Source organism: Pseudomonas sp. YH-1 (assembly GCF_051990045.1).
GTDB lineage: Bacteria > Pseudomonadota > Gammaproteobacteria > Pseudomonadales > Pseudomonadaceae > Pseudomonas > Pseudomonas nicosulfuronedens.
This window is the reverse complement of sequence record NZ_CP178184.1, coordinates 4152157-4168832: the sequence shown is the minus strand read 5'-3', so window position 1 is coordinate 4168832 and position 16676 is coordinate 4152157. Positions and strand designations below refer to the sequence as shown.

At 66.4% G+C, this 16676-nt stretch carries 11 protein-coding genes; 6 read left to right on the top strand and 5 right to left on the bottom strand.

The window, feature by feature from the left end:
* The first annotated feature begins 128 nt into the window (after positions 1-128).
* Genes ACKI1H_RS19135 through ACKI1H_RS19125 form a run of 3 tightly spaced genes read left to right on the top strand, consistent with a single transcriptional unit; the run spans position 129 to position 5872 of the window.
* A complete protein-coding gene (locus ACKI1H_RS19135; protein ID WP_440465950.1) occupies positions 129-1298 on the top strand; it encodes a MexC family multidrug efflux RND transporter periplasmic adaptor subunit in 1170 nt (389 codons plus the stop codon).
* A gap of 27 nt (positions 1299-1325) precedes the next feature.
* Positions 1326-4457, top strand: coding sequence for a multidrug efflux RND transporter permease subunit (locus ACKI1H_RS19130; RefSeq protein ID WP_440465949.1), 3132 nt, complete (start codon positions 1326-1328; stop codon positions 4455-4457).
* On the top strand, positions 4454-5872 hold the full coding sequence (locus tag ACKI1H_RS19125; RefSeq protein ID WP_440465948.1) for an efflux transporter outer membrane subunit: 1419 nt from the start codon (positions 4454-4456) through the stop codon (positions 5870-5872). Before ACKI1H_RS19130 ends, ACKI1H_RS19125 begins: the two co-directional genes overlap by 4 nt.
* A gap of 228 nt (positions 5873-6100) precedes the next feature.
* On the opposite strand, the gene ACKI1H_RS19120 is transcribed toward ACKI1H_RS19125, so the two are convergent.
* Complete coding sequence (locus ACKI1H_RS19120; RefSeq protein WP_138525481.1) at positions 6101-6409, bottom strand: NIPSNAP family protein; 309 nt, start codon at positions 6407-6409, stop codon at positions 6101-6103.
* Positions 6410-6710: 301 nt separating this feature from the next.
* Here ACKI1H_RS19120 and ACKI1H_RS19115 point away from each other — a divergent pair, with 301 nt between their 5' ends.
* Positions 6711-7403 carry an MgtC/SapB family protein gene (locus ACKI1H_RS19115; protein ID WP_440465947.1) on the top strand — a complete coding sequence of 231 codons (693 nt, stop codon included), beginning with the start codon at positions 6711-6713 and terminating at the stop codon, positions 7401-7403.
* A 54-nt stretch (positions 7404-7457) separates the two neighbouring features.
* Here the strand turns inward: ACKI1H_RS19115 and ACKI1H_RS19110 are convergent, their stop codons facing one another.
* Entirely contained in the window at positions 7458-7802 is a 345-nt protein-coding gene (locus tag ACKI1H_RS19110) for a cupin domain-containing protein (protein ID WP_081517039.1), read from the bottom strand.
* A gap of 231 nt (positions 7803-8033) precedes the next feature.
* Here ACKI1H_RS19110 and ACKI1H_RS19105 point away from each other — a divergent pair, with 231 nt between their 5' ends.
* Positions 8034-9371 (top strand): OprD family porin, encoded by a 1338-nt coding sequence (locus tag ACKI1H_RS19105; protein WP_138525478.1) that lies wholly within the window; start codon positions 8034-8036, stop codon positions 9369-9371.
* A gap of 339 nt (positions 9372-9710) precedes the next feature.
* Positions 9711-10460 carry a substrate-binding periplasmic protein gene (locus ACKI1H_RS19100; RefSeq protein ID WP_440465946.1) on the top strand — a complete coding sequence of 250 codons (750 nt, stop codon included), beginning with the start codon at positions 9711-9713 and terminating at the stop codon, positions 10458-10460.
* Between the two features lie 47 nt (positions 10461-10507).
* Here the strand turns inward: ACKI1H_RS19100 and ACKI1H_RS19095 are convergent, their stop codons facing one another.
* The 3 genes from ACKI1H_RS19095 to ACKI1H_RS19085 all read right to left on the bottom strand — a co-directional run bounded on the left by ACKI1H_RS19095 (position 10508) and on the right by ACKI1H_RS19085 (position 16342).
* Positions 10508-13660, bottom strand: coding sequence for a CusA/CzcA family heavy metal efflux RND transporter (locus ACKI1H_RS19095; RefSeq protein ID WP_440465945.1), 3153 nt, complete (start codon positions 13658-13660; stop codon positions 10508-10510).
* 12 nt (positions 13661-13672) lie between these two features.
* Complete coding sequence (locus ACKI1H_RS19090) at positions 13673-14923, bottom strand: efflux RND transporter periplasmic adaptor subunit (RefSeq protein WP_440465944.1); 1251 nt, start codon at positions 14921-14923, stop codon at positions 13673-13675.
* A gap of 171 nt (positions 14924-15094) precedes the next feature.
* The gene (locus ACKI1H_RS19085; RefSeq protein WP_440465943.1) at positions 15095-16342 is read right to left on the bottom strand and encodes a TolC family protein; all 1248 of its coding nucleotides are present in this window, start codon (positions 16340-16342) and stop codon (positions 15095-15097) included.
* Positions 16343-16676: the final 334 nt, after the last annotated feature.

The window sequence follows — 16676 nt, the reverse complement described above, 5'->3', positions numbered from 1 at the left end:
AAAGGCCTCTCTTTTGAAAGGTCATGACACATTTTATACACCACAGAAGCAAATGAGACATTATTGACTCATTTAGAGTTTGAAAGGATCATACGCACCTTTCCAGATAGACAGACCCCGGGTGAAACATGGGCAGGTTGCGTGCAGTAGGGACAATCAGTGCGTTGGTGGCAGCGTTGGCGCTGGCCGGTTGCGGACAATCCGGTGAACCCCAGGCGGCCGCCGAAACGGCGCGCCCAGTGGATGTGGTGGCAGTCGCGACCGAACCCCTCACCCTGACGTCGGAGTTGCCGGGGCGTATCGAGCCGATGCGCGTTGCCGAAGTACGTGCGCGGGTGGCGGGCATCGTGGTGCAGAAGCGCTTCGAGGAAGGCGCCGACGTCAAGGCCGGCGACCTGCTGTTCCAGATCGACCCGGCGCCGCTCAAGGCTGCCGTGTCCCGCGCCGAGGGCGAGTTGGCGCGTGCCCAGGCGGCGCAGCAGGAAGCCCAGGCGCGGGTGAAGCGCTACGAGCCGCTGGTGAAGATCGAAGCAGTCAGCCAGCAGGACTTCGACACCGCCACCGCCGATCTGCGCAGCGCCCAGGCTTCGGTACGCTCCGCCCAGGCGGACCTGGAAACCGCGCGCCTGAACCTGGGCTATGCCTCGGTCAAGGCGCCGATCTCCGGGCGCATCGGCCGCGCGCTGGTGACCGAGGGCGCACTGGTTGGCCAGGGCGACGCCACCTTGATGGCGCGCATCCAGCAGCTCGACCCGATCTATGCCGACTTCACCCAGCCGGTGGCCGACGCCCTGCGCCTGCGTGAAGCGCTGAAGAGCGGCAACCTCCCCGCCGGCCAGAGCCAGGCCCTGAGCCTGCGCGTCGAGGGCACGCCGTACGAGCGCAAGGGCGAGCTGCTGTTCACCGATATCTCGGTGGATCGCGGTACCGGCCAGGTCTCGTTGCGCGGCAGATTCGACAACGCCGACGGTCTGCTGCTGCCAGGCATGTATGTGCGCGTCACCGCCCCGCAGGGCACCGACGCCAAGGCCATTCTGGTGCCGCAACGCGCCGTGCAGCGCGCCACCGACGGCACCGCTCACGTGCTGGTGATCGGCGCCGAAAGCCGCGTCGAGACCCGCCAGGTGCAGACCGGCGCCATGCAGGGCTCGCGCTGGCAGATCAGCCAGGGCCTGGCCAGCGGCGACCAGGTCATCGTCGGTGGCCTCACCGGCCTGCAGCCGGGTGCCAAGGTCGAAGCCCGTCAAGCCGATCAAGCCCAGAAGCAACAGCAGCAACAGCAGGCGTCGCGCCAATAAGGCGAGGACCGCCGCGAGGAATTCCCCATGTCACTGTTCTTCATCAAGCGCCCCAACTTCGCGTGGGTGGTGGCGCTGTTCATTTCCCTGGCCGGCCTGCTGGCCATTCCGCTGCTACCGGTCGCCCAGTACCCCAGCGTGGCGCCGCCGCAGATCACCGTTACCGCCACCTACCCCGGCGCCTCGGCGCAGGTGCTGGTGGACTCGGTCACCAGCGTGATCGAGGAGGAGCTCAACGGCGCCAAGGGCCTGCTCTACTTCGAATCCACCAGCAACTCCAACGGCATGGCCGAAGTGGTGGTCACCTTCCAGCCCGGCACCAACCCGGAACTGGCCCAGGTGGACGTGCAGAACCGCCTGAAGAAGGCCGAGGCGCGCATGCCCCAGGCCGTGCTCACGCAAGGGCTGGAAGTCGAGCAGACCAGCGCCGGCTTCCTGCTGATCTACGCGCTGAACTACAAGGAAGGCTCCCAGCGCACCGACACCACCGCCCTGGGCGATTACGCCGCGCGCAACATCAACAACGAGCTGCGCCGCGTACAAGGCGTCGGCAAGCTGCAGTTCTTCTCCTCCGAAGCCGCCATGCGCGTGTGGATCGACCCGCAGAAGCTGGTCGGCTACGGTCTGTCCATCGATGACGTGGGCAATGCCATTCGCGGGCAGAACGTGCAGGTGCCGGCCGGCAGCTTCGGCGCCTCCCCCGGCAGCACCGAGCAGGAGCTGACCGCCACCCTCGCCGTGAAGGGCACCCTGGACGATCCGGCAGAGTTCGGTCGTATCGTCCTGCGCGCCAATCCGGATGGCTCCACCGTGAAGCTGGCCGACGTGGCGCGCCTGGAGGTGGGCAGCGAGAGCTACAACTTCACCGCACGCCTGGACGGCAAGCCCACCGTGGCCGGCGCCATCCAGCTCTCGCCGGGCGCCAACGCCCTGCAGACCGCCGCGCTGGTCAAGGAACGCCTGGCCGAGCTGTCGGTGAACTTCCCCGACGACGTCGAGTACTCGGTGCCCTACGACACCTCGCGCTTCGTCGACGTGGCCATCGAGAAGGTCATCCACACCCTGCTCGAAGCCATGGTGCTGGTGTTCCTGGTGATGTTCCTGTTCCTGCAGAACGTGCGCTACACCCTGATCCCGGCCATCGTGGTGCCGGTGTGCCTGCTGGGCACGCTGACGGCGATGTACCTGCTGGGCTTCTCGGTGAACATGATGACCATGTTCGGCATGGTGCTGGCCATCGGCATCCTGGTGGACGACGCGATCGTGGTGGTGGAGAACGTCGAGCGGATCATGGCCGAGGAAGGCCTCTCCCCGCCTGCCGCCACCGTCAAGGCGATGGGCCAGGTGTCCGGCGCGATCATCGGCATCACCCTGGTGCTCTCGGCGGTGTTCATGCCGCTGGCGTTCATGGCGGGTTCGGTGGGGGTGATCTACCAGCAATTCTCCCTGTCGCTGGCGGTGTCGATCCTGTTCTCCGGCTTCCTCGCCCTGACCTTCACCCCGGCGCTGTGCGCGACCCTGCTCAAGCCGATCCCCGAAGGCCACCACGAGAAGCGCGGCTTCTTCGGCGCCTTCAACCGGGGCTTCAACCGCCTGACCGAGCGCTACACCCTGCTCAATACCGCGCTGGTCAAGCGTGCCGGGCGCTACATGCTGATCTACGCCGGCATCGTCGCCCTGCTCGGCTACAGCTACCTGCGCCTGCCGGAATCCTTCGTGCCGGTGGAAGACCAGGGCTACATGATCGTCGACATCCAGCTACCGCCGGGCGCCACCCGTGCGCGGGCCGACGTCACCGGCCAGGAGCTGGAGCAGTTCCTCAAGTCGCGCGAGGCCGTGGCCTCGTCCTTCCTGGTGATGGGCTTCAGCTTCTCCGGCATGGGCGAGAACGCCGCACTGGCCTTCCCGACCCTGAAGGACTGGTCCGTGCGCGATAAATCGCAGTCCGCCGAGGCGGAAACCGCGGCGATCAACGAGCGCTTCGCCGGCATCAGCGACGGCGCGATCATGGCCGTTACCCCGCCGCCCATCGACGGCCTGGGCAACTCCGGCGGCTTCTCGCTGCGCCTGCAGGACCGTGCCGGCCTCGGCCGCGAGGCGCTGCTGGCGGCCCGCGACCAACTGCTCGGTGAGGCGAACGGCAATCCGAAGATCCTCTACGCCATGATGGAAGGCCTCGCCGAGGCCCCCCAGCTACGCCTGGAGATCGACCGCGAAAAGGCGCGCACCCTGGGCGTCAGCTTCGAGTCCATCAGCAGTGCGCTGTCCACCGCCTTCGGCTCCTCGGTGATCAACGACTTCGCCAACGCCGGCCGCCAGCAACGCGTGGTGGTGCAGGCCGAACAGGGCGACCGGATGACCCCGGAAGCCGTGCTCAAGCTCTACGTGCCCAACAGTGCCGACGAGCTGGTGCCGCTGTCCGCCTTCGTCAGCACCCGCTGGGAAGAAGGCCCGGTGCAGCTGGCGCGCTACAACGGCTACCCGTCGATCCGCATCTCCGGCGACGCCGCCCCCGGTGTCAGCACCGGCGAGGCCATGGCCGAAATGCAGCGTCTGGTGAGCGAACTGCCAGCCGGCATCGGCTACGAATGGACCGGCCTCTCCTACCAGGAAAAAGTCGCCAGCGGCCAGGCCACCCAGCTGTTCGCCCTGGCGATCCTGGTGGTGTTCCTGCTGTTGGTGGCGCTCTACGAGAGCTGGGCGATCCCGCTGTCGGTGATGCTGATCGTGCCCATCGGCGCCCTCGGCGCGGTGCTCGCGGTGACCGTTACCGGGCTGCCCAACGATGTGTACTTCAAGGTCGGCCTGATCACCATCATCGGCCTGGCGGCGAAGAACGCGATCCTCATCGTCGAGTTCGCCAAGGAGCTCTGGGAACAGGGCCACAGCCTGCGCGACGCCGCCATCCAGGCCGCGCGCCTGCGCTTCCGGCCGATCATCATGACGTCCATGGCCTTCATCCTCGGCGTAGTGCCGCTGGTGGTCGCCAGCGGAGCCGGCGCCGCCAGCCAGCGCGCCATCGGCACCGGGGTGATCGGCGGGATGCTCAGCGCCACGCTGCTCGGGGTCATCTTCGTGCCCATCTGCTTCGTCTGGCTGCTGTCACTGCTGCGTCGCCAACCCAAACCTGCGCATCAACCGTCGGAGGTCGTGCAATGACCGCCCTGCACAAACCCGCCATCACCCTGCTGCTGGCGCTGACCCTGGGGGGTTGCTCGATGGCGCCCACCTACGAACGCCCGGAAGCACCGGTGGCGCAGAGCTGGAGCGGCCCCGCCGCCCAGCCCGGCACCGCGGCGAGCCACCTGGACTGGCAGACTTTCATCGTCGACAGCGAACTGCGTGAGCTGGTGAACGTCGCGCTGGACAACAACCGCTCGCTGCGCCAGACCCTGCTGGACATCGAGCAGGCCCGCGCGCAGTACCGTATCCAGCGCGCCGATCGCGTGCCAGGGCTGAATGCGGCGGCCAACGGCAATCGCCAGCGGCTGCCGGCGGACCTGTCCAACAGCGGCGGTTCGGCGGTGAGCAGCAGCTACCAGGTCGGCCTGGCGCTGCCCGAGTACGAGCTGGACCTGTTCGGCCGGGTGAAGAGCCTGACCGACGCCGCGCTGGAGCAATACCTCTCCACCGAGGAAGCCGGCCGCAGCGCACGCATCGCGCTGATTGCCGAGGTCAGCCAGGCCTATCTCACCTACGACGGCGCCCAGCGTCGCCTGCAGCTGACCGAGCAGACCCTGGCCAGCCGCGAGGATTCGCTCAGCCTGATCGGCCAGAGGCGTACTGCCGGCGCGGCCACGGCGCTGGACTATCAGGAAGCGCTCGGGCTGGTGGAACAGTCCCGCGCCGAGCTGGAAAGCAACGCGCGGCAGAAGCAGCAGGCGCTCAATGCCCTGGTGCTGTTGCTCGGCACATCCGATGCGGCCAGGCGTATTCCGCAGGTGCCGCAGGACAAGCCCATGCTGATCCAGGACATCGCGCCCGGCACCCCGTCGGAACTGATCGAGCGGCGCCCGGACATCCTCGCCGCCGAGCACGTGCTCAAGGCGCGCAATGCCGATATCGGCGCGGCCCGCGCGGCGTTCTTCCCACGCATCAGCCTGACCGGCAGCTTCGGTACGTCCAGCGCGGAAATGTCCGGGCTGTTCGACGGCGGCTCGCGTTCGTGGAGCTTCGTGCCGACCTTGTCGCTGCCGATCTTCGATGCCGGCCGCAACAGCGCCAACCTCGACCTCGCCAAGGTGCGCAAGGATTCGGCCGTGGCCGCCTACGAAGGCACCATCCAGACCGCATTCCGCGAAGTGGCCGATGCGCTCGCGGCAACCGACACCCTGCGCCGTGAAGAAGCCGCGCGCCGTGCCCTGGCCAACACCACCAACGAGACGCTGAAGCTGGCCAAGGCGCGCTACGAAGGCGGCGTCGACAGCCACCTGCGCTACCTCGATGCGCAGCGCAGCAACTTCGTCAACGAGTCGGCCTACATCGAGACCAGCACCCAGCGGCAGATCGCCCTGGTGGATCTGTTCCGCGCCCTCGGCGGCGGCTGGAATGGGGAGGCGACGGCGCAGCGCTGATCCACCACCTTGGCTCCGGTTCACGTAGGGCGCATAACCCGGCACGGGTTATCCGCCGCCATGGCGGATAACGCCTCCGGCGTTATGCGCCCTACGGTGCTGCTCCTCTGCCGACGGATGGCCCGCGCCTACCCTAACGCCATACAAGCGGACTGTGTCCGCGATGACTCCAGCCCCGAGAAGCTTGCCGGCTGGCACGGGGCCTGCGCGCTGCATCAAAGCGGGCGATCAGTCGCCGAACACCGGCCGGAAGAAGCTCCGCTCGTAGCTGAGAATGCAGCGGGTTTCTTCCGCGTAACGGAACGCGGCCTGGCATTCGGGATCGTCCATGGATTGCTGTCGGTAGCGTTCGTAGTCGGCCAGGCTGGGGAACGTGAACATCGCCAGGGCAATGTTGCTGGCCCCCTCGGAGGGCAGGAAGTAGCCGTGGTGCTGACCGCCGAAGCGCTCCACCAGGGGAATCCACAGCCGGCCGTAGTGTTCGAATTCCTTGAGCTTGTACGGGTCCAGCACGTAGCGCAGGTAACAGGTGACCATCTTGCCAACTCTCTTGCGTTGAATGGGACGGCCACTCTACCTAGTCCTCGCGGGAACGCCTAAACAGCCTTCCCGGCATATGGCTCTTCGTAGGAGCGAGCTTGCTCGCGAACAGGCCTCCCGGCGACCTCGTCGTCAAGCGGTTCGCGAGCAAGCTCGCTGCTACAGGTCACAGCCCGCCTGCGACATGTCAGCCCGTATCGCCCGCCAGCCCGTTAGACTGGACGCACCTCCCTATTCACCAGGGGCACGATGCCCCTTTCCACGGACGTCGGCACAAGACCGGCGCGGAGCACAAGGCATGAACTTCGAGATTGTCCTCGACCTCTTCGCGGCACTCTGTTTCGGCGCACTGATCGGCATGGAGCGCCAATGGCGCCAGCGCTTCACCGGCGTTGCCACCCATGGCTTGGTAGCCCTGGGCGCGGCCACCTTCGCCACCCTGCCGTTCCTGCTCGGCGCGGAGGACCAGGTGGTGCGGATGTCCGCCCAGGTGGTCACCGGCATCGGCTTCCTCGGCGCAGGCGTGATCATGCGTGACGGCCTCAGCGTTCGCGGCCTGAGCACCGCGGCCACGGTCTGGTGTACCGGCGCCGTGGGTGTGCTGGCTGGCAGCGGATTTCTGCTCGCGGCGCTGTGCGCCACCCTGCTCATCGTGCTCTGCAACCTGACGCTGCCGGCGGTGACCCGCTGGATTCAGCGCCACGCTCCCATCGAACCCAGCACCGAGCGCTACTACGAAGTGCAGGCCGTCACCGAATCCCAGCATGAAGCCCTGGTGCGCTCTACCCTGCTGCGCCGCCTGGGTGCCAACGGCCTGGCCTTGCAGAGCCTGGAAAGCCACACCCGCAAGACTGGCGGCGAGGTGGAAGTGAGCGCTCTGGCGCTCGCGCCCCGCGAGCAGGACAGCCTGCTGGAAGCTCTGGTCGGTGAGCTGGCCTTGGCGCCCTATGTGTCGGCCGCCAGCTGGTCGGTCAGCGACGGGCCCCAATGAGCGCCGCACCCTGAAAAAGGGAGCCGATGGGCTCCCTTTTTCATGATATCCGGGTCAGGCGAACACGAAGTACTTGCGCACCGTCTCCACCACTTCCCAGGTGCCCTTCATGCCCGGTTCGATGACGAACACGTCGCCGGCACGCAGGTGGACTGGCTGCTCTCCCTCGGGGGTGATGACGCAGTAGCCGTCGAGGAAGTGGCAGTACTCCCACTTCTCGTAATTCACCTCGAACTTGCCGGGGGTGCAGATCCAGGTGCCCATGATCTTGCTGCCGTCCGCCGACAGGTAGGCGTTGAGGTTGACGGTGTGCGGGTCGCCGCCGATGCGCTTCCACTTGGTCGCGTCCAGCACGGGCGTCGGGCAGGTGTCGCGCAGGACGGTGATGAAATCGGACATGTCAGCTCCAGGTCGTTTCAATGAGGGTTCGCCACCCTAGGCATCGGCCGCCGGCAGCGATTGCCTGGTTCCGACATCGGTTTGCCTGCCAGCGCTGCCTGACAGATTTGTCATCCGCCGCTCACGCCAGCGTTATCCACGCTCCTACACGATGCCCGTGGCCCTCGCCACGCCTGGGCGAAAACAACAACAGCAGGCGGTAACCGACCATCCTGCCCTTAGGAGCACATCATGTACCGATACAAGTTCCCGCTGGCGGCTTCGCTGCTGGCACTGGGGGTCGCTTCGCCGACCGTCCTCGCCGAAGGCAAGTCCGAGGAGAAGGCCGAAGGCTTCCTCGAAGGCGCCAGCCTGGAAATCCTCAACCGCAACCTCTACTTCAACCGCGACGCCCGCCACGGCCAGTCGATGCCGCCGCGCGGCAACGGCTACTCGGAAGTCTGGGCCCACGGGATCATCGGCAGGTTCGAATCCGGCTTTACCCAGGGGACGGTCGGCGTGGGCGTTGACGCCTTCGCCATGGTCGGCTTCCAGCTCGACACCGGCGACGGCCGCAACGGCGCCGGCAGCTCGGTGGACGTATTGCCCACCGATAACGACGGCCGCACCGAGAGTGACTACGCCAAGGCCGGCGGCGCCGCCAAGGTGCGCCTGTGGGACACGGTGCTGAAGGTCGGCGACGTGTTTCCGGAAACGCCCGTGGTGCATTACGGCGACTCGCGCCTGCTGCCGGAATCCTTCCGTGGCTTCACTCTGCAGAACACCAGCCTGGAAGGCCTGACGCTGCAAGGCGGCCGCCTGCACTCCATGAGCCAGCCGCAGTCACGGCAGATGGACGACGGTTTCGCCACCTTCTACGCAGGCCCGGTGGACTCCGACTGGCTTGCCTATGGCGGCGGCGACTACGCCATCAACGACAACGCCAGCGTCAGTCTCTACAGCAGCCGCCTGAAGGACGCCTGGAACCAGTACTACTTCGGCACCGCGCTGAACTTCCCGCTCAGCGAGGGCGTGGAGCTGTTCGGCGGCTTCAACTACTACAAGTCGCAGGACGAGGGCCGCGAGCTGCTCGGCGAGTTCAACACCAACATCTGGAGCGCCAGCGCCGGCGTTCACTTCGGCGCCCACCGCATCGCCGTCAGCCACCAGCGCAACAACGGCAACAACGACTTCGACTACCTGCGCCAGGCTGACTCGATCTACCTCGACAACTCCATCCAGTACAGCGACTTCAACTCGCCGAAGGAGCGTTCCTGGATGGTCCGCTACGACCTCGACATGGCCACCTACGGCGTGCCCGGCCTGAGTTTCATGACCCGCTATGCCCGCGGTACCGACGCCGACTACTCCAACGCCAACGCCGTGTACATGCGCCGCGACGACAACGGCGATCCACTCACCGACCAGAAGCGCTGGGAGCGTGACATCGAAGCCAAGTACGTGTTCCAGGAGGGCCAGCTCAAGGACCTGTCGCTGCGCATACGTCAGGCGACGACCCGCGCCACCGCCTTCGAGTCGGACCTGGATGAGGTGCGGCTGATCATCGAGTACCCCTTGGCGGTGCTCTAGGACCATCGCCTGGGGGGATGACGAAATTGTCAGCTACGCCTCAGCCTCCCGTTAGGCGCCCCTGCGTATAACGGAAGGCATCACCGCCCCCAAGGCAACTGGTGATGATTTCCCCCGCAAGACTGCTCCACTTCCTGGCGCTCCACGTGCCCCTTTGGAGGAAGAGGAACCCTCGGCGCCCGCATGGGCGCCTTTTTTTGCCGCTTTCATCGTCATCGCCGCTGCCCATGCCACCGACTCAAGCCGATGCAGAATTCTGCGCGGATTCCGGACGCGAGCTTGTCCGTCCCCGCCGACGATGCCACTCTCTGGCGATCCTCACGGTAGCGGACCACAGCCTTGAAGCTTTCGACACTCATTGCGGCGTTGCTCAGCCTGCTGGTGAGCAGCCTCGCCAGGGCCGACGACTACCGGGTCGTCACGGAGGACTGGGCCCCTTACAACTATCGGGAGAATGGACGGATCACCGGGCTTGCCACGGAAATCGTCCGCGCCATCATGCAGCGCACGGGCGACCGCTTCGAGGTCGTCCTGCTGCCCAGCATGCGCACCACCCGCGACCTTCAACTGCGCCCAAAGACCATCATGTTCTCGTTGTTCCGCACGGCGGAGCGCGAGCCTCTGTACAAGTGGGTGGGGCCGATCGTCGAGGAATCCATTCACGCCTACCAGCTGGCCGGTGCCGAGGCGCCGATCACTACCCTGGCTCAGCTGCGACAGGCCAGGCGAATCACCACGCGCCACGCCGGCCTGGTCCCGAATACGCTGGCGGCGCAAGGCTTCGACAACCTCGACCCACGGGCAGTGGAAAGCGAGCAGCTGTACCGCATGCTCCTGGCCGGCCGCACCGGCATCATCGTCGGTGACACCGACGCGGGCGTCGCCTATTACAGCAAGCAGCTGAACATCGCCGCAGGAACGCTACGGCGCATTCCCATCGAGCTCTATCGCTCTTCTCTGTACATCGCCTTCAGTCGCGACAGCGACGACGCCCTGGTTGCGAGCTGGGCCAGCGCTCTGGAGGAAATGCGCCAATCCGGCGAGCTGGAGCAAATCCGGCGCCGCTACGAACACGCTGACGAGCACTGAGTGGTTTCGTCGCCAGGGCGATCAGGCCCTGACGACAACCGCGCTCATCAATCCGCCTGCGAAACCTCCTCCTCGCGACGGTGGATCCACCGATACAACGCCGGCAGCACCAGCAATGTCAGCGTGGTCGAGGACAGGATGCCGCCGATCACCACGGTCGCCAGCGGCCGCTGCACTTCCGCGCCAGTGCCGGTCGCCAGCGCCATGGGCACGAAGCCCAGGGAAGCCACCAGCGCCGTCATCAGCACCGGGCGCAGGCGGGTCAGCGCGCCTTCACGGATCGCCGCATCGAGGCCGCGCCCCTCCTCCCGCAAACTGCGGATGAACGAGATCATCACCAGGCCGTTGAGCACCGCCACGCCCGACAGCGCGATGAACCCTACGCCCGCGGAGATCGACAACGGGATATCGCGCAACCACAGCGCGACCACGCCGCCCGTGAGTGCGAAGGGAATCCCGGTGAATACCACCAGGCCATCGCGGACGTTGTTGAACATCATCAGCAGCAGAGTGAACACCAGCAGCAACGCCACCGGCACTACGATCTGCAGACGTTGCGCCGCCGACTGCAACTGCTCGAACTGGCCACCCCAGGTCGTCCAGTAGCCGGCCTGCAGCTTCACCTGCTGCTCGATGCTGCCGCTGGCTTCGGAGACGAACGAGCCGATATCCCGGCCACGCACGTTGGCGCTGACCACGACGAGACGCTTGCCGTTCTCGCGACTGACCTGGTTCGGCCCCTGCACCAGCTCCAGGCGCGCCACCTCTCCCAGGGTGATGAAACCGATGCGCGAATCGATGGCGTTGGCCGGAGCCGGCACCGGGATCAGCATGCGCGACAGGGCGTCGATATCGCTGCGCAGGTTCTCTGGAAGGCGCACGATCAGGTCGAAGCGGCGGTCGCCCTCGAACAGCGTGCCTGCCTCGCGGCCACCGATGGCCACGGCGACGTTGTCCTGGATGTCGCCGACATTCAACCCGTAGCGCGCCGCGCGCTGGCGGTCGATGTTGACGGTGAGCACCGGCAGGCCGCTGGTCTGCTCGACCTTCACCTCGGACGAGCCCTGCACCTGACGTAATACACCGGCAATCTGCTCGGCAGTCTGGTTCAACACGTCCATGTCATCACCAAAGACCTTCACCGCCACGTCACTGCGCACCCCGGAAATCAGCTCGTTGAAGCGCAGCTGGATGGGTTGCGACAGTTCATAGGCGCTGCCCGGCACACCATTGGCGGCGTCCTGGATTTCCGCTTCCAGTTGCGCGCGACTCTTCTTCGGGTCGGGCCACTGGTCCTTGGGCTTGAGCATCACGTAGGCGTCGGAGATGTTCGGCGGCATCGGGTCGGAAGCGATCTCGGCGGTACCGGTACGGCTGAACATGCGCAGCACCTCCGGCACCTTGTCGAGTACCTGGCGCTCCAGCCGTTCCTGCATGGCCACCGATTGCGAGAGGCTGGTGCCCGGCGTGCGCAGCGATTGCAGGGCGAAGTCACCCTCGCCCAGGCTGGGCACGAACTCGCTGCCCATGCTCCTGGCGAGCAACCCCGAGAGCACCACCAGCACGGCGGCGCCGGCGAATACCAGCGCACGGCGCGCCATCACCCAGTCCAGCACCGGCTCGTAGGCACGGCGCGCACTGCGCATCAGCAGGTTTTCCTCTTCCTTCACCTTGCCGGTGATGAACAGCGCGATGGCCGCCGGGACGAAGGTCACCGAGAGGATCATCGCCCCCAGCAGCGCCAGCACCACGGTGAACGCCATGGGGTGGAACATTTTCCCCTCGACGCCGGTGAGGGCGAAGATCGGCAGGTACACCACCATGATGATCAGTTGCCCATAGATCAGCGCGCGCCGCGCTTCCTTCGACGCGGCAAAGACCTCGTGCAGACGTTCGCTACGGGTGAGCATGCGCCCATGATGCTGCTGCGCGTGGGCCAGGCGGCGAATGGCGTTCTCGACGATCACCACGGCGCCGTCGACGATGATGCCGAAGTCCAGCGCGCCGAGACTCATCAGGTTGGCGCTGATGCGGTTGCTGAACATGCCGGTGAAGGTGAACAACATGGCCAGCGGGATCACCATGGCGGTGATCAGCGCCGCGCGGATGTTACCCAGGAACAGGAAGAGCACCGCGATCACCAGGATCGCCCCCTCGGTGAGGTTGCGCTTGACCGTGGCGATGGCCTTGTCCACCAGCTGCGTACGGTCGTAGACGGTCACCGCCTTGACCCCGGCCGGCAGAGTGCGGTTGATCTCGGCCAGCTTCTCGGCGGCGGCCTTGGCGACGGTACGGCTGTTCTCGCCGATCAGCATGAACACCGTACCAAGCACCACTTCGCGGCCATCCTCGGTGGCGGCGCCGGTGCGCAGCTCACGACCGAGGTCGACCTCGGCGACGTTGCGCAGGCGGATCGGCGTGCCGTCGACATTGGCGACCACGATGTTGGCGATGTTTTCCAGGCTGCCCACCTGCCCCGGTGCACGCACCAGCAATTGCTCGCCGTTGCGCTCGATGTAACCGGCGCCGACGTTGGCGTTGTTACGCTCCAGCGCGGCGATCACATCGGCCAGGGTCAGCCGGTAGGCTGCGAGACGGCGGGTGTCCGGGGCGACCTGGAACTGCTTGGCGAAGCCGCCGATGGTGTTCACCTCGGCCACGCCCGGCACGTTGCGCAACTGCGGCTTGATCACCCAGTCCTGGATCACGCGCAGGTCGGTGGGCGTGTATTCGCTGCCGTCCTCCTTGCGCGCGCCCGGCTCGGCTTCGATGGTCCACAGGAAGATTTCTCCCAGTCCCGTGGAAATCGGCCCCATGGCCGACTCGACGCCCTCCGGCAATTGCTCGCGGGCCTGCTGCAAGCGTTCGTTGACCAATTGGCGAGCGAAAAACAGGTCGGTGCCATCCTTGAAGATCACCGTCACCTGGGACAGCCCCGAGCGCGAGATCGAGCGCGTCTGCTGCAGGCCGGGCAGTCCCGCCATGGCGGTCTCCACCGGGTAGGTGACGCGCTGCTCGGTCTCCAGCGGGGTAAAGCCCGGCGCCGAGGTGTTCACCTGCACCTGCACGTTGGTGATGTCGGGTACCGCGTCGATGGGCAGCTTCTGGTAGCTGGCGATACCCAGGCCGGCCATGGCGAGGACGGCGAGCAACACGAGATAGCGTTGCTTGATGGCGAAACGAATGATGCGTTCGAACATGTTCTCGCTCCGTCAGTGCGCGTGGGACGCCGAGCTCTTGCCCAGCTCGGACTTGAGGACGAAGCTGCCTTCGGCCGCCACCTGATCGCCGGCGGCAAGCCCGGCCAGCACCTCGACCTGACCTGCGCTGCGCGCGCCGAGATCGACCGGACGCGGGTCGAACCCTTCGGTGCTGCGCACGAAGACGCTGGGCTTGCCTTCCACCTCCTGGATCGCCTGCTCCGGCACCGCGACCGCCACCTGCCGCGCGCTGCTGCTTACCCGCACATTGACGAACAGGCCGGGACGCCAGGCGCCATCGGGATTGGCCAGGGTGACGCGAGCCACCGCGCTGCGAGTCTGCTCGCCGAGCAGGTTGCCGACGTAGCTGACGCGACCGTCGACCTGCATGCCGAGGTCTGCCGCCTCCACCCGCGCCGGCTTGCCCACCTGCACCCGCGCCAGGTCCTGCGGCGCCACGCTGAAGCTGGCCCAGACCCGCGACAGGTCGGACAGCGTGAAGGCCGCCGTGCTCTCGCTGACCACCTCGCCTGGCACCAGATGCTTCTCCACCACCACGCCGTCGAAGGGCGCGCGCAACTCATAGCGATTGCCGCCGGCACTGGCCGATACACCGCTCAGGGCGTTGGTCTTCTGCTGCGCGTTGGCCAGGGCGATGCGCGCCTCTTCCAGGTCCTGGCGCGCCTGCAGGTAGTCCTGTTCGGCGGAAATCTTCTCCTGCCACAGTTCCCGTTCGCGCTCGAATGTCTTGCTCGCCAGGGCCAGCCGGCGCTGGGCGGCAGCCAGCTCGCTGCGCAGCTCGGACACCTGCTGGCTGGCGATCACCGCCAGCAGCTGGCCCTTCTTCACGCTTTGCCCGAGCTCCACCGACACCGCTTCCACCACGCCAGGGGTGCGCGGCACGACGTGCGCGGTGCGGTCCTCATCGAAACCGATCTCACCGGGCAGGCTGAAGGCTTCATCCAGCGCCTGTGGGCCGGCGGTCACCAGCTGGATGCCGGCGGCCTCGATCTGCGCAGGGGTCAGGTGCAGGCCTTCCTCCTCGTTGTCTGTTTCCTCGGCGACGTGATGTTCACCATCGGCATGGCTGGCCGCTTCGGCATGGCTGGCCGGCGCAGGGTTGCCATGGTGCTCGCCGTCCGCATGGGTGGCGTCGTCGAGGTGTTTGCCGCCGGCCTGTTCGCTGCCCATCCAGGCGTAGGCGCTGACGCCTAGAGCGGAGGCCAGCAGAACGGCGGCGGCGAGAGGGGTTTTCTTGATCATGGAAGCTCCGGTAAATATCCCCCGGCGCCGCGCCGTGGCGCCGGCACCGCAGGGTGATGGAGGGTGCTGAAGAGGTCGTGGACGCACCAGTGCGCGGGCAGGCTCACGGTCGGCGCGGCAGCAGATGGCATCAGGGTCACGAGCAGCAGGCCGAGCCAGGCGCGACGGCGGTTAGCGGGCCGCGCCGACATCGCCGTAGACCCGTTCGATGCGTCCCCAGGCATCGCTGACCTGGGCCAGCGCGCGCAGGTACTGGTCGCGGGCGGTGATCAGGGTGCGCTGGGCGTCGAGCACTTCGAGGAAGCCGAACTTGCCCATCTCGAAGCCGCGCGTGGCGCTTTCCACGGCGGTCTGGGCACTGGGCAGGATGGTCTGGCGGAAGGCATTCACCTCGCCCTGGGCGGTACTCCACTGCTGCAGCGCCTGCTGGGTTTCCTGGCGCAGGCGCAGCTCGGTGGCATTGCGCAGGTCGCGGGCCTGATCGGCACGGCGCGACTCGGCGAGGATGTTGCCCTGGTTACGGTCGAACAACGGCAGCGGCAGACTGAAACCGATCACCGCGATGCGGTCGCGGTTGCCCTCCTCGATCGCTTCCTGGCTCCCCAGGCTGACATCGAGGTCGGGGATGCGCTGGGTCTTCGCCAGGCGCACGGCAGCTTCGCCTTCATCGATGCGCCCCTGCGCCAGGCGCATCGGCGCGCTATCACCGAGGCGGCGCAGCAGCTCATCGGGGGTTGGCAGCGCGGGCAAGGACTGCGCGCCGTCGTTGCGCACCCCGGTGAAGTCCGGCGACGCAAGCCCCATCAGCGCGGCCAGCGCCTGGTTGGCGTCGGCCCGTTCGCGACGGGCGCGCTCCTGCTCCAGGCGCACTTCGGCCAGTTGTACCTGCGCGCGGTTGGCCTCCAGTGGCGGCGCCTTGCCGGCACGCACACGGCCATCAGCGGCAGAGACGCCCCGCTGCGCCAACTCGACGGACTGTTGCGCCAGGCGCTCGCGCTCCTGGGCACGCAGGGCGGTGTAGAACACCGCGATCACCTCGCCACGCAATTGATTGCGCCGGGCTTCCAGGCTCAGCGCCGCCACATCCTGGCCGCGCTCGGCCAGTTCCACCCGTGCGCCGCGCTTGCCGCCCAGTTCCAGTGGCTGGCTGATACTGAGGGTGGTGGTGCGGTTGCGCGATTCGGTGCCCTCCTGCTCCCAGGACAGCGTCGGGTTGCGCAGCAGGCCGGCCTGCTCGCGCAGCCCCTGGGCAATACCGATTTCCCGGCCGCTGGCAGCCAGCTCGGGGTTACCGCTGGCGGCCGCCTGCAGGGCATCCTCGATGCCGATCTCGCGGGCCTGCGCCCAGCTTGGTGACTGCCAGAGCAGCAACGCCAGCAGCGTCGCCTGCGCGGCGAATACAGAACGTCTTGAAAACACGGCGAACCTCGCACGGTGGAGTCAACTTCGACGGCATCCCGTCATTTCCACCGGCGAATCTAGAAGTGCCTCTCTAGCGACAAGGTGACTGGATAATTACAAACATGTAATTGGCCATCCGCCGACGTCCCGTTGTATGTATTTAAAAAGGCCGCACGCCGCTTCCAAGTAACTTCAGGAAACAATTCAAAGCATTCCAACGAAACCCTAAATCTCCTGAAATTCCTTGCAGACCAGCGATCTACAGAACTTTGAGCACTTCTTTCAGAACCGCAAATGCGACATCGCCATCGTTGACCCTGAAGTCGCTACAGCTTCTAGACTGCGCGCGTTT

What these genes read in the sequence shown, in the direction of transcription:
- ACKI1H_RS19090 (WP_440465944.1), bottom strand. Translation starts at nt 14,923, where the DNA reads ATGATCAAGAAAACCCCTCTCGCCGCCGCCGTTCTGCTGGCCTCCGCT.
- ACKI1H_RS19120 (WP_138525481.1), bottom strand. Translation starts at nt 6,409, where the DNA reads ATGGTCACCTGTTACCTGCGCTACGTGCTGGACCCGTACAAGCTCAAG.
- ACKI1H_RS19095 (WP_440465945.1), bottom strand. Translation starts at nt 13,660, where the DNA reads ATGTTCGAACGCATCATTCGTTTCGCCATCAAGCAACGCTATCTCGTG.
- ACKI1H_RS19135 (WP_440465950.1), top strand. Translation starts at nt 129, where the DNA reads ATGGGCAGGTTGCGTGCAGTAGGGACAATCAGTGCGTTGGTGGCAGCG.
- ACKI1H_RS19125 (WP_440465948.1), top strand. Translation starts at nt 4,454, where the DNA reads ATGACCGCCCTGCACAAACCCGCCATCACCCTGCTGCTGGCGCTGACC.
- ACKI1H_RS19105 (WP_138525478.1), top strand. Translation starts at nt 8,034, where the DNA reads ATGTACCGATACAAGTTCCCGCTGGCGGCTTCGCTGCTGGCACTGGGG.
- ACKI1H_RS19130 (WP_440465949.1), top strand. Translation starts at nt 1,326, where the DNA reads ATGTCACTGTTCTTCATCAAGCGCCCCAACTTCGCGTGGGTGGTGGCG.
- ACKI1H_RS19115 (WP_440465947.1), top strand. Translation starts at nt 6,711, where the DNA reads ATGAACTTCGAGATTGTCCTCGACCTCTTCGCGGCACTCTGTTTCGGC.
- ACKI1H_RS19110 (WP_081517039.1), bottom strand. Translation starts at nt 7,802, where the DNA reads ATGTCCGATTTCATCACCGTCCTGCGCGACACCTGCCCGACGCCCGTG.